The 14,531-nt window shown below is 71.6% G+C and carries 13 protein-coding genes; 10 read left to right on the top strand and 3 right to left on the bottom strand.

Going from position 1 to position 14,531, the window contains the following annotated elements; all coding sequences use genetic code 11:
* Positions 1 to 63 precede the first annotated feature (63 nt).
* On the bottom strand, positions 64 to 1,143 hold the full coding sequence (locus tag FHX52_RS04545; RefSeq protein WP_141820300.1) for a hypothetical protein: 1,080 nt from the start codon (positions 1,141 to 1,143) through the stop codon (positions 64 to 66).
* A gap of 361 nt (positions 1,144 to 1,504) precedes the next feature.
* On the opposite strand from FHX52_RS04545, the gene FHX52_RS04540 reads away from it, so the two are divergent.
* The 10 genes from FHX52_RS04540 (at position 1,505) to FHX52_RS04495 (ending at position 12,875) form a co-directional block, all read left to right on the top strand.
* Positions 1,505 to 1,705 (top strand): hypothetical protein, encoded by a 201-nt coding sequence (locus tag FHX52_RS04540; protein WP_141820298.1) that lies wholly within the window; start codon positions 1,505 to 1,507, stop codon positions 1,703 to 1,705.
* A gap of 217 nt (positions 1,706 to 1,922) precedes the next feature.
* On the top strand, positions 1,923 to 2,687 hold the full coding sequence (locus tag FHX52_RS04535; RefSeq protein WP_141820296.1) for an IclR family transcriptional regulator: 765 nt from the start codon (positions 1,923 to 1,925) through the stop codon (positions 2,685 to 2,687).
* A 100-nt stretch (positions 2,688 to 2,787) separates the two neighbouring features.
* On the top strand, positions 2,788 to 4,044 hold the full coding sequence (locus FHX52_RS04530) for a 4-hydroxybenzoate 3-monooxygenase (RefSeq protein ID WP_141820294.1): 1,257 nt from the start codon (positions 2,788 to 2,790) through the stop codon (positions 4,042 to 4,044).
* Entirely contained in the window at positions 4,041 to 5,225 is a 1,185-nt protein-coding gene (locus tag FHX52_RS04525) for a 4-oxalomesaconate tautomerase (RefSeq protein WP_246069611.1), read from the top strand. The genes FHX52_RS04530 and FHX52_RS04525 overlap by 4 nt, the downstream gene beginning before the upstream one ends.
* Positions 5,222 to 6,247, top strand: a complete 1,026-nt coding sequence (locus FHX52_RS04520; RefSeq protein WP_141820292.1) for an amidohydrolase family protein — start codon at positions 5,222 to 5,224, stop codon at positions 6,245 to 6,247. Before FHX52_RS04525 ends, FHX52_RS04520 begins: the two co-directional genes overlap by 4 nt.
* 19 nt (positions 6,248 to 6,266) lie before the next feature.
* Complete coding sequence (ligK, locus tag FHX52_RS04515; protein WP_246069610.1) at positions 6,267 to 6,956, top strand: 4-carboxy-4-hydroxy-2-oxoadipate aldolase/oxaloacetate decarboxylase; 690 nt, start codon at positions 6,267 to 6,269, stop codon at positions 6,954 to 6,956.
* A gap of 2 nt (positions 6,957 to 6,958) precedes the next feature.
* Positions 6,959 to 7,888, top strand: coding sequence for an amidohydrolase family protein (locus FHX52_RS04510; protein WP_141820288.1), 930 nt, complete (start codon positions 6,959 to 6,961; stop codon positions 7,886 to 7,888).
* Positions 7,885 to 9,195, top strand: a complete 1,311-nt coding sequence (gene ligA, locus FHX52_RS04505; protein WP_141820286.1) for a protocatechuate 4,5-dioxygenase subunit alpha — start codon at positions 7,885 to 7,887, stop codon at positions 9,193 to 9,195. The genes FHX52_RS04510 and ligA overlap by 4 nt, the downstream gene beginning before the upstream one ends.
* 1 nt (position 9,196) lies before the next feature.
* Positions 9,197 to 10,171: a Gfo/Idh/MocA family oxidoreductase gene (locus FHX52_RS04500; RefSeq protein WP_141820284.1), complete on the top strand. Its 975-nt coding sequence runs from the start codon at positions 9,197 to 9,199 to the stop codon at positions 10,169 to 10,171.
* An 82-nt stretch (positions 10,172 to 10,253) separates the two neighbouring features.
* On the top strand, positions 10,254 to 12,875 hold the full coding sequence (locus tag FHX52_RS04495) for an alpha-L-rhamnosidase (protein ID WP_141820282.1): 2,622 nt from the start codon (positions 10,254 to 10,256) through the stop codon (positions 12,873 to 12,875).
* A gap of 80 nt (positions 12,876 to 12,955) precedes the next feature.
* On the opposite strand, the gene FHX52_RS04490 is transcribed toward FHX52_RS04495, so the two are convergent.
* Positions 12,956 to 13,489: a cupin domain-containing protein gene (locus FHX52_RS04490; protein ID WP_141820280.1), complete on the bottom strand. Its 534-nt coding sequence runs from the start codon at positions 13,487 to 13,489 to the stop codon at positions 12,956 to 12,958.
* A complete protein-coding gene (locus tag FHX52_RS04485) occupies positions 13,486 to 14,415 on the bottom strand; it encodes an MBL fold metallo-hydrolase (protein ID WP_221630471.1) in 930 nt (309 codons plus the stop codon). Before FHX52_RS04485 ends, FHX52_RS04490 begins: the two co-directional genes overlap by 4 nt.
* Positions 14,416 to 14,531: the final 116 nt, after the last annotated feature.

The following is a 14,531-nucleotide window of genomic DNA, read 5'->3' as shown; positions in this document are numbered from 1 at the left end:
TGATCCGCTGTCAACAGGGCTCCCCGCGAAGGGCGCCGACGCACCGCGGAGATGGAGCTGGAATCAGAGCCTGTGCAGGGCTCCGGGGGGAGCGAGCGGGTTGGCCATGGGCGGTAGTTCCGTCCACTGCGGCGGGATGAGGAACCTGGGGCGGGGCTGCTCCTCGACGAGCCCCACGACCTGGGACAGAGGGGCTCGGCGGATCTGCCACGTCCTGCCCTGGTCGAGGCTGACGACGAGCTGAACCAGCGCTGGGTCGCCGGCGACACCTTGGTAGTAGGCCACCTCACAGCGATGCCCGCCCTCGGCCATGGTCGTGGAGTTCGGGTCGTCCGGGAGGTCGGCGCTGCCGAACGATCCGTCGCGCTGCTGGATGATGAGCCGCAGGTTGCCGCCGATCCCCGCGAGGCCCCAGAGCCCGCAACCACGGGCTGTTGGGGTCGCCCAGCGCGTGGAGGGGACCTGAGGGGTGGCGAGTCGCTCGAGAGTCCTCGCGTCCTGGTTCAACGAGCACAGGCCCACCCGGTCAGCGCACTCGATGCTCGCGACCCCGAAGCTGTGGGTGAAGGCGCGGTCCACGACGGTCAGGGTCGCGGCCTCGGTCATCGGGGCCGACAGCAGGTAGGGACCGGGGTTCAGGTGCGCCCAGTACCACAGGCCGCCGTCGACCTCGCGAAGCAGCCCGTCATCGCCCAGAGAAGGCTGCTGGCTCGACCCGGTCACCGCTCCAAGGGCCACGAGGTGGTGGCCGAAGCCGTCGACGACGGCAAAGGCCTCTCGACCGAAGCAGTCGTGGTCCACGCGGGGTTGGGCGCAGCGTTTCCACACTGTCAGAGCGGTGCCCGGCTCAGTGCGGGACTCGAGCTGCCTCACGACGAATGCGTCAGGGTGCCCCACCACCTGGTCCGCGGTCCAGTCGGGCACGAGCAAAGGGGGTGCCGACCCGGCCAGGGTCTGGCTGCGCCCGAGCTGACCCACGCCGGCAACGGTCAGCATGAGAGCGAGCGCGGCCGCCAACGCACCTGCGAAGGCAACGGCCGATCGGCGCCGGCGGGCCCGACGCTGCGTCGAGATGACGACCTCGAACGACGGCTGGTCGATGGACCCCTCGGTCTCGCTGACGAAGGTGCTCAGGTCAGACATGCGTCAACCTCCTCGTGATGCTGCCACTGAGACGATCCCCGAGCCGGTGGTTTGGTTGCCTTGGCTTCGTCGGGACGGCGCCCTGCGATCTACTCTCGAACGGGCCGTCAGCGGCACGTTCCCGTGGGGCTCAGTCGCCGAACACATTCGAGCACAACGTGTTTCGGCGAACCCGATGTGTCGAGGACGTGAGGATGAGACGGCCCCACACAGTCGGACTGCCGCGCGCGTCGAGCTCATCGCCGGCGCCCTCGGCCTCCGGGTGGAGGCGCCTGGCGCGACCGTCTGACGGCGGGGTGTGGCTCATGGTCGGAGCCCGGTGGACGTGCGATGGTGGGTCGATGACTCAGGTCGCGGCGCCATGACCTACTTCTGGACGGGCACGGTCGTCGTGCTGCTGACCGGCATCGGCCTGATCGTGTGGGGCTCGCTCTCAGGGCCTGGACGGTCTGGTGGCGACGTCGCGGCGCGGCGGACCCTCCAGACCCAGATCGGCGCATTGATGGTCGTCGTGTCGCTCGGCGTCCTGGTGACCGCCTACCTCACCGCTGACTGGCCATAGACCATTGCCCTGGATCGCCCCCAGTCCCCGGTCCACCATCACGCCGAGACGGTCGCGCTGTTCGTCAGTCATTGCCGTAGTCGGGTTCAGAGAAGTCGGCTGGGTGGGCTGGGACGAGGTCCCGAGCCGCCATCCCACGTGGGTCGGCTCGAACCGCGGCCGATTCGGCCCGTCCGAGGCGCTGCCCCTCCGCCCGCGCCGGTGACAGACTGCCGGGGTGGATGAGAGGCGCCCATCAGCGGCTGGGAAGGCCATGGCGGTGCTCGCCAGCTTCGGACGCGACCGGCCCAGCCAGAACCTGTCGCAGATCGCCCACCGCACAGGCCTTCCGATCAGCACGGCACACCGCGTCGTCGGCGAGCTGGCCGAGTGGGGAGCCCTCGAGCGCGGAGACGACGGCACGTGGTACGTCGGCCTGCGTCTGTGGGAGATCGCCTCCGTGTGCCCCCGCGGCCAGATCCTGCGCGACGTCGCACGGCCCTACATGCAGGACCTCTACGAAGGCACCCACGAGAACATCCAGCTCGCGGTCCGCGAGGGCACCGAGCTCGTCTTCGTCGAGCGCATCGCCGGTCACCGGTCGGTCGACCTGATGACCAACGTCGGCGACCGATTCCCTCTCGCAGCAACCGGAATGGGCCGGGTGCTGCTCGCTCACGCACCGGCCGACATCCAGGACGCCGTGCTCGGCGAGCCGCTCCACGCCTACACCTCCCACACCGTCACCGACCCACGCACGCTGCGCGCACAGCTCACCCGGATCCGGCGTGACCACTACCTCGTGAGCGACCGCCAGCTCTCCGAGACGACGGTCGCCGTCGCGACGCCCGTGCGCATCGGCACGACCGGCCCGGTGCACGCCGCCCTCGGGATCGTGGTCACAGCCCGCGGGGTCGCGGCCGCTCGAACGCTGCGCGACCCGCTCATGCGCGCCGCCCAGGGCATCTCCGTCGAGCTCGGCCGTCGCGCAGGGGTCGACTGAGAGCAGACCCATGTTTCCGCCTGACGGAAACAGCCCTCCCCGGCGTGGAGCCGGCCTGCGACCGTCGACCCATCAACGGCCGACCACCCGCGGAGCACCGATGCCCACCCTCCCCGTCGACGACGCGAGCAGCGTCACGACCCCACACCCGACGGTCGACGTCACGACCCACGTGCCCGTCGCCATCGTCGGGGCCGGCCCGGCCGGCCTGATGCTCGCCCACCGCCTCGCCCGCGCCGGCGTCGACAGCGTGGCGATCGACCTGCGCACCCGACACGAGATCGAGACCACCCAGCGCGCCGGCATCCTCGAGGCCGACGCGGCCCGCGATCTGGTGGAGACGGGCGTCTCCGACCGCATCCTGCGCGACGGGCACGAGCACGAGGGCACCGACCTGCGCTTCGACGGCCGCAGCCACCGCATCGACTTCAAGGCACTCGTCGGCGAGTCGGTCTGGCTGTACCCCCAGACCGACGTCTTCATCGACCTCGCCGACGCCCGCGAGCGCGACAACGGCAGGGTGCACTTCGGCGTGACGGCCCCCGAGGTGCTCGACACCGAGACCACGACGCCGCGGCTGCGCTTCACCGCGGACGACGGCACCCGTCACGAGGTGCGCGCTCGCTTCGTCGTCGGTGCCGACGGCTCACGCAGCGTCTGCCGCGACCTCGTGCCGGCGCAGCACCGCACGCAGTACTTCCGCGAGTACCCCTTCGCCTGGTTCGGCATCCTCGCTCAGGCGCCCCGGAGCGCCCCCGAGCTCGTGTACGCACAGTCGCCCGACGGCTTCGCCCTCATCAGCCAGCGCACCGACACCGTGCAGCGGATGTACTTCCAGTGCGACCCCGACGAGGCCACCGACGCCTGGCCCGACGAGCGCATCTGGGAGACCCTCCAGGCCCGCGTGGCGGGCGGTGACGGCTTCACCCTCGCCGAGGGTCCGGTCCTCGAGAAGACCGTGCTCCGCTTCCGGTCGTTCGTGCAGGACCCCATGCGCTGGGGCTCGCTCGTCCTTGCCGGCGACGCCGCCCACACCGTCCCGCCGACCGGCGCCCGCGGGCTCAACCTCGCCCTGCACGACGTCAAGGTGCTCGCCGACGTTCTCGTGCGCGCCCTCGGCCCCGAGGGCGACCCTGCTCTCGACGACTACCAGCCGCAGGCCCTCCGCCGGGTCTGGAGGGCGCAGAACTTCTCGTGGTGGATGACGCAGCTGCTCCACACCGCCCCCGGCGCCACCGACTTCGACCTGCGCCGCCAGGTCGGCGAGCTCGACAACGTCGTCGGCACCCGAGCCGGCCGCACCTACCTCGCGGAGCAGTACACCGGATGGCCGACCCGGGGCGGTGACCTCACGTGAGCACTCCCACGACCCAGACGCCGATCCCCTGCTGGTTCATGCGCGGGGGCACGTCGCGCGGCCCGTTCTTCCGCGCCACCGACCTCCCGGCCGACACGGCCATCCGCGACGCCGTGCTGCTCGCGGTCATGGGCTCCCCCGACCCCCGCCAGATCGACGGTCTCGGCGGCGCGCACCCGCTGACGAGCAAGGTCGGGATCGTCTCTCGCAGCGAACGCCCCGGCGTCGACCTCGACTTCCTCTTCGCCCAGCTCCAACCCGACGGCGACACCGTCGACACGACGCCCAACTGCGGCAACATGCTCGCTGCCGTCGTGCCGTTCGCCGTCGAGAGCGGCCTGTTCGAGCCGACCGACGACACCACCACGGCCACCGTGCTCGTGCTCAACACCGGCACCTCCGCGCGCGTCACCGTGCAGACCAGGGCCGTCGTCGGCGGCCGCGCCATGTCGTATGCCGGTGACGCCCGGATCGACGGCGTGCCCGGCACCGCCGCGCCCGTGACCATCGAGTTCCTCGACACCGCAGGGTCCGTCGCGGCGTCGATGCTGCCGACGGGACACGTGCGCGACACGGTCGACCTCCCCGGCGTCGGCCCGGTCGAGGTGACCTGCATCGACAACGGTATGCCGCTCGTCATCCTCGCGGCGAGCGCCGTGGGGGCTGCGGGAGACGAGACCCCGGCCCAGCTCAACGCGGACGAGCCCCTCAAGGAGCGCATTCAGGCGCTCCGCCTCCGGGCCGCCGAGCTCATGGGCCTCGGCGACGTCACGAGCCGCCCGTACCCGAAGATGACGCTCGTCTCGCCACCACGTGCCGGCGGCTCGATCGCGACGCGGAGCTTCATCCCCCACGTCTGCCACGAGGCCGTCGGGGTGCTCGCGGCCGTCACCGTCGGCACCGCCAGCGTCCTGCCGGGCACCGTCGCAGCGGACGTCGCCGTCATCGCCGACACCGGCTCCCCCGACGGTGAGGTCGGCTCCCCCGACGGTGCGGTCACCGTCTCGGTCGAGCACCCCACGGGCGAGTTCACCGTGACGCTCGGCACCGACCCGCAGGACCCCACCCGTGTCACCCGCTCGGCGCTGCTGCGCACCGCCCGCCTCCTGATGCGCGGCGAGGTACTCGTACCCAGGGCCGTCTGGGACCCCACCGTCACGTCGACCCGGAGGACCACATGATCATCGACGCCCACGGCCACTACACGACGGCGCCGCCCCAGCTCGGCGCCTGGCGCGACCTCCAGGTCGCCGCCGTCGGCGACCCGGTCAACGCGCCACGGCCCGACGCGCTCGTCATCAGCGACGACGACATCCGCGAGACGATCGAGGCCAACCAGCTGCGCCTCATGGACGAGCGGGGCAGCGACGTCACGGTGTTCTCCCCGCGCGCGAGCTTCATGGCCCACCACATCGGCGACCTCGAGGTCTCGTCCACGTGGGCGCGCATCTGCAACGACCTCTGCCACCGGGTCAGCGAGCTCTACCCCGAGCGCTTCGTCCCGGGCGCCATGCTCCCCCAGTCCCCCGGGGTCGACCCTGCGACGACGGTGCCGGAGCTGCGCCGAGCCGTCGAGGAGCTCGGCGCCGTCGTGGTCAACCTCAACCCTGACCCCTCCGGTGGCCACTGGGACAGCCCTCCGATCACCGACCGCTCGTGGTACCCCGTCTACGAGGCGCTCGTCGAGCTCGAGGTCCCCGCGATGGTGCACGTCAGCACGTCGTGCAACCCCGCCTTCCACACCACCGGTGCGCACTACCTCAACGCCGACACGACCGCCTTCATGCAGCTCGTGCAGGGCGACCTCTTCACCGACTTCCCGACCCTGCGCCTCGTCATCCCCCACGGCGGTGGCGCGGTGCCCTACCACTGGGGACGCTTCCGCGGCCTGGCCCAGGCGCTCGGCCGTCCCGAGCCCGAGGAGCTGCTCGGCAACGTCCTGTTCGACACGTGCGTCTACCACCAGCCGGGCATCGACCTGCTGACGAGTGTCGTCCCGAGCGACGCGATCCTCTTCGCCAGCGAGATGATCGGCGCCGTCCGCGGGGTCGATCCGCGCGCGGGCCACCACTTCGACGACACGTCGCGCTACGTCGACGCCACACCCAACCTCACTGACGCCCAACGCAGCTCGGTGTATGCCGGCAACGTCCGCCGTCTCTACCCGCGCCTCGATCGTCGCCTCACCGAGCAGGGACTGTGACCACGATGGAGGAGATCCGTTGAGCACCAACGACCTCGGCGTCGTCCGCCGCACCGTCCACCGCCCGGACCCCGCGGACGTCGAGGCGCTCTCCGCCTTTGGCGTCGCGACCGTCCACGAGGCCATGGGGCGCGTCGGGCTGATGCGCCCCTACGTCCGGCCGGCCTACCGGGGGGCACGTCTCTGCGGGCCCGCGATCACCGTCCTGCTCCAGCCCGGAGACAACTGGATGCTGCACGTCGCCGCCGAGCAGGTGCGCCCGGGCGACGTCGTCGTCGCCGGGTGCACGACCGAGAGCGAGGACGGCTTCTTCGGCGAGCTGCTCGCGACCTCCCTGCGTGCTCGGGGCTGCCGCGGGCTCGTCATCGACGGCGGTGTGAGGGACGTGGCCGACCTCGAGGCGATGGACTTCCCGGTCTTCTCCCGCGCGATCAACGCCAAGGGCACGATCAAGGCGACGCTCGGCTCGGTCAACGTGCCGGTGGTCTGCGCCAACGCCCTCGTGCACCCGGGTGACGTCGTCGTCGCCGACGTCGACGGGGTCGTCGTCGTGCCGAGCGGTCACGTCGCCGAGGTCGCCGAGGCCTCGGCGCGGCGCGAGTCGCTCGAGGAGGGCAAGCGCGTGCGCTTCCGCGCCGGTGAGCTCGGGCTCGACATGTACGGGATGCGCGAGCCCCTCGCCGCGCTCGGCCTGCGCTACGAGGACTGACGATGACCGTGACCTTCGACAAGACACCCGGCTGGCTCGACTGGCACGCCGACCCCAGCGTCCCCCGCTTCCGTATGCCGCAGGGCTCGGTCGACGCCCACTGCCACGTCTTCGGTCCGGGCGAGGCCTTCCCCTTCGCTCCGGAGCGCAAGTACACGCCGTGCGACGCGTCCAAGGAGCAGCTCTTCGCCCTGCGCGACCGGCTCGGCTTCAGCCGCAACGTCATCGTCCAGGCGACCTGCCACGGCGCCGACAACAGCGCCATGGTCGACGCCCTCCTGTCGTCGGAAGGGCTGGCTCGCGGCGTCGCGACCGTCCGGCCCGACGTCTCCGACGCCGCGATCACCCACCTCCACGAGGCGGGCGTGCGCGGCGTGCGCTTCAACTTCGTGAAGCGACTCGTCGACGCCGCTCCCCGCGAGGACCTCCTGCGGGTGGTCCAGCGGATCGCCCCGCTCGGCTGGCACGTCGTCGTCTACTTCGAGGCAGCGGACCTCGCCGACCTGCGCGACTTCCTCACCGGCCTACCGCTCCCCCTCGTCATCGACCACATGGGCCGGCCTGACGTCACGCAGGACCCGAACGGACCTGAGTTCGAGGCCTTCCTCGACCTCCTGCGCGCCAAGCCCGACACGTGGTGCAAGGTCACCTGTCCCGAGCGTCTCTCTCGCAGTGGGCCGCCCGCGCTCGACGGCCAGCAGGCGGCATACCGCGACGTCGTGCCGTTCGCCCGCCGCGTCGTCGAGGAGTTCCCCGACCGGGTGCTCTGGGGCACTGACTGGCCGCACCCCAACCTCACCGACCACATGCCCGACGACGGGTTGCTCGTCGACGGCATCCCCCTCATCGCCCCGACGCCAGAGCTGCAGCAGGCTCTGCTCGTCGACAACCCCATGCGCCTCTACTGGCCCGAGGAAGGACCTGCGTCATGACGCTCGAGAAGCCGTACCGAGACGTGCCGGGCACGACGATCTTCGACGCCGAGCAGTCGGCACGGGGCTACCACCTCAACCAGTTCTGCATGTCGCTCATGACCCCGCAGAACCGCGAGCGCTTCGTCGCCGACCAGCGCGCCTACCTCGACGAGTGGCCGCTCAGCGAGGAGCAGAAGCAGGCGGTCCTCGACCTCGACCTCAACGAGTGCATCCGTCTCGGTGGCAACATCTACTTCCTCTCGAAGATCGGTGCGACCTTCGGGCTCTCCTTCCAGCAGATGGCCGGCTCGATGACGGGCATGACCGAGGCGGAGTACCGCGACATGATGCTCGCCGGTGGGCGCCCGATCGAGGGCAACCGGATCGCCGACCAGGTGCGCGACGCCGCCGAGCGCGCAGCCCAGCCGCCCCCGACGGAGCACCCGGTCGTCACCGCCAGCGTCTACACCTCGCACGTGCCGGCGATCGGGGTGGCGATGGATCACGGGAAGACCGAGGAGCCCTACTGGAGAAGGGTCTTCGATGGCTACGAGGCGTCGCGCCGCTGGATCCGTGAGGATCCACCGGACGTCGTCATCCTCGTCTACAACGACCACGCGACCGCCTTCGACCTCTCCCTCATCCCCACCTTCACGATCGGCACCGGCGCCCACTACTCCATCGCCGACGAGGGCTACGGCCCACGGCCCGTGCCGCCGGTCGAGGGCCACCCCGAGCTCGCGGCCCACCTCGCACAGTCGCTCATCCTGGATGACTTCGACCTCACCCTGTGCAACGAGATGGATGTCGACCACGGGCTCACGGTGCCCTTGTCGCTGATGTTCGGCGATGTCGAGGCGTGGCCGTGCAGGGTCATCCCGTTCGCCGTCAACGTGGTGCAGTACCCCGTGCCGTCCGGGCGCCGCTGCTTCGAGCTCGGCCGGGCGATCGCTCGCGCCCTGCGCACCTACGACGAGCCGCTGCGCGTGCAGGTGTGGGGCACCGGTGGCATGAGCCACCAGCTCCAGGGGCCGCGCGCCGGGCTCATCAACCGGGAGTGGGACAACGCCTTCCTCGACCGGCTCGTCACCGACCCGGTGGGCCTGGCCGGGGTGCCACACCTCGAGTACGTCGAGGAGGCGGGGTCGGAGGGCATCGAGCTCGTCATGTGGCTCATCGCCCGTGGCGTCATGGGCGACCTCGACGGCAGCGCCGACCTCGAGGTGAGGCACCGCTTCTACCACGTGCCCGCCTCCAACACGGCTGTCGGGCACCTCATCCTCGAGAACCACCCGCACGCGGCGGACGCCGCCGAGAAGGAGTGACATGAGCGCCACGCAACCCCTGCGGATCGCCCTCGCCGGCGGCGGTGCCTTCGGCGCGAAGCACGTCGCAGCACTGCGCCGCATCGACGGGGTCGAGGTCGCCGCCGTCGTGTCGAGCGGCCTCGAGAGCGCTACCGCCTTCGCTGCCGAGCACGGCGTCGCCCAGGCGGCCGCCACCCTCGACGAGGTGCTCGCGATGGACGACGTCGACGCGGTCATCCTCGCGACGCCCACGCCGCTCCACGCCGAGCAGACCCAGGCCTGCCTCCGCGCCGGCAAGCACGTGCAGGTCGAGATCCCGCTCGCCGACTCCCTCGGCGACGCCGAGGCGTGCCTCGAGCTGCAGGAGCAGAGCGGTCTCGTCGGGATGGTCGGTCACACCCGACGCTTCAACCCGAGCCACCAGTGGGTGCACCGCCGGGTCGCGGCCGGGGAGCTCGCCCTCCAGCAGCTCGACGTGCAGACCTACTTCTTTCGGCGCAAGAACCTCAACGCACTCGGCCAGCCACGATCGTGGACCGACCACCTGCTGTGGCACCACGCCGCCCACACCGTGGATCTCTTTGCATGGCAGACGGGTTCGCCCATCGTGCAGGCCAACGCAGTCCAGGGGCCGATCCACCCCGAGCTCGGCATCGCCATGGACATGTCGATCCAGCTCCGGGCAGCCAGCGGCGCCATCTGCACCCTGTCGCTGTCCTTCAACAACGACGGGCCGCTCGGCACCTTCTTCCGCTACATCGGCGACACGGGCACCTACCTCGCGCGCTACGACGACCTCTCGACGGGCAAGGACGAACCGATTGACGTCAGCAGCGTTGACGTCTCCATGGACGGCATCGAGCTGCAGGACCGGGAGTTCGTGGCGGCGATCCGCGAGGGTCGGGAGCCGAACTCCTCCATCGCCCAGGTCATGCCCTGCTACCGAACCCTCGCGGCCCTCGAGTCGCAGCTGGCCGCACAGGGCACGTCGTGACGCCGCCCCGTGGCGTCGCGCTGTGCGGTCTAGCGACGCTGCCGTATGCCGTGACTCCCCCGGGTGCCGCGGAGGTGCAGGCGTGCGTGTGAGGGTGGAGCACCTCGACGTCGCCCTCGGCACGACCGAGCCTGCTCCCCGCCTGTCGTGGACGCTCCCCGACGGCGCCACCGAGCAGCACGCCTACGAGCTGTGCCTCGACGACGGCACCTCGACGGGTCGGATGGCGACGGACGCGAACGTCCTCGTGCCCTGGCCCGGGGCTCCGCTGCGCTCACGGGAGCGCCGCGCGGTGCGGGTGCGGGTGTGGACCGACCTCGGGGAGTCGGGGTGGTCGGAGCCGACGCCCGTCGAGGCAGGGCTGCTCGAGCCCGCGGACTGGGTGGCGTCGTGGGTCTCGCCCGTCGAGGACTCGACGGGCGAGCCGGGGTACCGTCCGGCATACCTGCTCCGCGGTGAGGTCCACGTCAGCGGCGAGGTGTCACGGGCACGCCTCTACGCGACCGCCCGCGGCCTCTACGAGTGCACCGTGGGCGGCACGAGGGTCAGCGACGCTGAGCTGACACCGGGCTACACCGAGTACGGCGAGCGCCTCCAGGTTCAGGTCCACGACGTCACCCACCTCGTCGGGCCCGGCCCGGTGGCGATCGGCGTCGTGCTCGCCGACGGATGGTTCCGAGGGCAGGTCGGCATGCTGCGCGCGCACGACCAGTGGGGATCGGCGACAGCGGTGCTCGTGCAGCTCGAGATCGAGCACCCGGACGGCTCACGGACCGTGACGGGCACGGGGCCGGACTGGCGGTGCGCGCCGTCCCACGTCACCGCCGCGGACCTCATCGAGGGCCAGCAGGAGGATCGTCGTCTGCTCGACCCCTCGTGGGACCTCGCGGGGGCCGATACGTCCGGCTGGGAGGCCGTGCGGCTCGCCGATCGGGGGCCCGCGCTCCTCGTCGGCCCCACGGCCCCGCCCGTCCGAGTCGTCGAGGAGCTGCGGACCGTCGCCGTCACCACCGTCGCACCCGGCCGGCACGTCGTCGACCTGGGTCAGAACATCAACGGTCGGGTGCGCCTCGCGCTACCGGCCGAGGCCGGTGTCGCGGTCACGCTGACCCACGGCGAGTGGCTCGGCCCCGACGGCGACGTGACGACCGACCATCTCGCCCCCGACGTGCCCTTCCTCCCCCACCCGCTGCGGGCGGGTCAGGTCGACCGGGTCATCACCTCAGGGCAGCCGGGCGACGTCTTCGACCCGCGCCTGACGACGCACGGCTTCCGCTACGTGCGCGTCGAAGGACTGCAGGAACCCCCCGCCCCCGACGACGTCACCGGCGTCGTGGTGCACACCGACCTGCGCAGGACCGGCACCTTCGGGTGCAGCGACCCGCGGCTCGAACGGCTCCACGAGGCGGCGGTGTGGAGCCTGCGGGGCAACGTCTGCGACATCCCGACGGACTGCCCGACGCGTGAGCGAGCGGGGTGGACGGGCGACTGGCAGCTCTACGTGCCGGTGGCCTCCTTCCTCTACGACGTCGCCGGCTTCTCGACCAAGTGGCTGCGTGACCTCGCTGCGATGCAGTGGGACGACGGGATCGTCGGCAACATGGCACCGATGCCACCGGCCGAGAAGGCGGGCTTCCTCCGTGCCCTCAACGGATCCGCCGGCTGGGGTGACGCCATCGTGCTCGTCCCGTGGGAGGTCTACGAGGAGTACGGCGACGCCGCGCTGCTGGAGGAGCTGTGGCCCGCGATGACGGCGTGGCTCGGCTTCGCCGTCCGCAGCGCAGCGGGTGGCCGCCACCCGGACCGGGTAGCCGGGCGGCCCGAGCCGGCACCGCACGAGGAGTTTCTCTGGGACACTGGGTTCCACTGGGGCGAATGGCTGGTCCCCGGTGAGGACCCCTCCGACTTCCCGGCGTTCATGGCGGCGGACAAGTCGGATGTGGCCACCGCGTACCTCGCCCACACTGCCGGAGTGGCGGCGCGCATCGCCGCGGTCCTCGGGCGCACCAGCGAGTCGGAACGCTGGGCGGCCCTGTCCACCAACGCTCGCGCTGCCTGGCGCGAGGAGTTCGTGGGTTCCGACGGCTCGGTGCTCCCCGACACCCAGGCCAACCTCGTCCGAGCGCTCGCCTTCGGCCTCGTGCCCGACGAGCACCTCAAGAGGGCAGGCGACCGGCTGGCAGAGCTGTTGCGCGACAACGGCACCCACCTTACGACCGGCTTCCTCGCGACGCCGCACCTGCTGCCGGTGCTGGCCGACGCCGGCCACCTCGACCTCGCCTACGAGGTGCTGCTCCAGGACACGGCGCCGTCGTGGCTGGCGATGACAGAGCGCGGCGCGACGACGCTCTGGGAGCGATGGGAGGGGGTCGACGCCGAGGGCATCCCCCACGAGTCGCTCAACCACTACTCCAGGGGCGCGGTCATCGGCTTTCTCCACCGATACGTCGCGGGCCTCCACCGGATGGCACCCACCTGGCGCCGGTTCCGGGTCGAGCCCCGGCCCGGCGGTGGCGTCTCGTCGGCCCGCGCCGCGCACGAGACGCCTCACGGCCTCGCCGCCGTGGCGTGGGAGTTCTCCGACGGCGTCCTGCACGTCGAGGTGACGGTGCCTCCGGGCTGCGCCGCCGACGTCGTGCTGCCGACGGGCAGCCACGAGGCTGGTCCGGGCACCTCGCTCTGGAGCTCTCCGCTGGCCCCGTGACGCGCGCGGCTGTGGCGCGCCGATCACGTCCGCAGCGCCGACGGGCTGTCGTTCATGTCGTCGGGCGCAGGGCCGTGTCGTCAGTCGCGGGGGCCCCCGTGCATGAGACCGTCGAGGCCGCCCGGCAGGGTGGCGACGAGCCCCGGGTCGAACGCCCCGTCGACGAGCACGAAGACGACCCTCGCGGTGACCGCGCCCCGGTTCGCCCAGGCGTGGTCGGTGCCGCGCTGCACGACGATGTCGCCGGCCCGCAGCGTCACCTCGGAGTCGTCGAGGACGAGGGTGATCTCGCCCTCGAGCACGATGCCGTAGTCGACCGAGGCCGTGCGGTGCACCGGTGACTGCAGGCCCCGCTCGTCGAGGTGGCCCGGGGCGAACTCGTTGACCCGGATCTTCGTGCCCCGCGGCGGTGGCGGCACGGCGAGCGTGCGCTCGGTGGGCTCGGTGGGCTCCACGGCCCGGATGGGAGCCGGGGCGCCCTCGGTGTTCCAGATCTCGTGGAAGGCGACCCCGTCGCCGGGCAGCTGACGGCTGACCGGAACCGGGCCGTCGGACACGACGACCGAGACCCCCGCAGGGGTGTGACCCGTGACGACCCGCCGTGGCACGCTCACGCGAGGCAGCCGATCGGTCCGCCGTGGAACTCGACCATGTCGGGCCAGACCGAGGGCACGGTCAGCCGGGTGTCGACGGGGTTGCCCGCGAGCTCGGAGTAGGCCCGGTGGAGGTTGCCGACGAAGCGCTCGGTCTCGGCCCAGCCGCTGAACCGGTTGTCGCGGTTCGCCCGAGCGGCCTCGAGCGGAGTCAGCCCGGCGGCATACGACTGCTCGGCGACCTCGGCGACGTAGGCGACGTAGGCGTCGAGGTCGTCGAGCAGCACGCCGACCTCCTCGCCGCGACAGACCGGCCCGTGTCCCGGCGCGAGCACCTCGGGCTCGAGCGCCCGCATCTGCGCGATGGCGCTCCGGAAGCCGGCGACGGAGCCCTCGAGGAGGAACGGCTGCCCACCCGCGAAGGCGAGGTCCCCGGCGAAGAGCACGCGCTGGTCGGGCAGCCAGACGATGACGTCGTTGCTCGTGTGGGCGCGTCCCACGTGACGCAGCTCCACCGGGAAGCCCTCGAGATGCAGGGTCAACCGGTCGGTGAAGGTCATCTCCGGCGGTCGGAGGGTGAGGTCGCCGTAGTCGGGTGTCGTGATGACGCGGGTGGCCTCGAGGCCGGCGGCGAGCACCTCGTCGCGGCACTTCTCGTGGCCGATGACGAGCGTCTCTCGGGGGAGGAAGCCGTTGCCGTAGGTGTGGTCCGGGTGGTGGTGGGTGTTGACCACCGCCCGTGGTGCTCCCCGGCTCACCTTCGACACCTCGGCGAGGACGGCGCGGTTGCGCCGCTCGGTGGAGGTGGTGTCGACGAGGACCGCCGACCCCGAGCCGTCGACGATCGTGCCGCAGTTGTTGACCATCCAGCCCCCGACGGGCTGGACGTAGGCGTAGACCCCCTCGGCCAGCTCGTCCACGTAGGGGTTGCCGTCGTCCCAGCTCACTCGTCCTCCATCGCCGCGTTGCGTCCAGTGCACCCAGTCAGCCCGACGCAGGAGGCGACCCACAAGGGCTGGGGGCATCACGAGGACCGATCACTGGCATGCGCGATACCGGGTTC

It is taken from the genome of Humibacillus xanthopallidus (genome assembly GCF_006717145.1).
GTDB classification, from domain to species: domain Bacteria; phylum Actinomycetota; class Actinomycetes; order Actinomycetales; family Dermatophilaceae; genus Humibacillus; species Humibacillus xanthopallidus.
Note: the sequence above shows the minus strand (reverse complement) of the source record. Positions and strands in the feature narration are given on the sequence as shown.

What these genes read in the sequence shown, in the direction of transcription:
- FHX52_RS04510 (WP_141820288.1), top strand. Translation starts at nt 6,959, where the DNA reads ATGACCGTGACCTTCGACAAGACACCCGGCTGGCTCGACTGGCACGCC.
- FHX52_RS04530 (WP_141820294.1), top strand. Translation starts at nt 2,788, where the DNA reads ATGCCCACCCTCCCCGTCGACGACGCGAGCAGCGTCACGACCCCACAC.
- FHX52_RS04540 (WP_141820298.1), top strand. Translation starts at nt 1,505, where the DNA reads ATGACCTACTTCTGGACGGGCACGGTCGTCGTGCTGCTGACCGGCATC.
- FHX52_RS04545 (WP_141820300.1), bottom strand. Translation starts at nt 1,143, where the DNA reads ATGTCTGACCTGAGCACCTTCGTCAGCGAGACCGAGGGGTCCATCGAC.
- ligA (WP_141820286.1), top strand. Translation starts at nt 7,885, where the DNA reads ATGACGCTCGAGAAGCCGTACCGAGACGTGCCGGGCACGACGATCTTC.
- FHX52_RS04500 (WP_141820284.1), top strand. Translation starts at nt 9,197, where the DNA reads ATGAGCGCCACGCAACCCCTGCGGATCGCCCTCGCCGGCGGCGGTGCC.
- FHX52_RS04520 (WP_141820292.1), top strand. Translation starts at nt 5,222, where the DNA reads ATGATCATCGACGCCCACGGCCACTACACGACGGCGCCGCCCCAGCTC.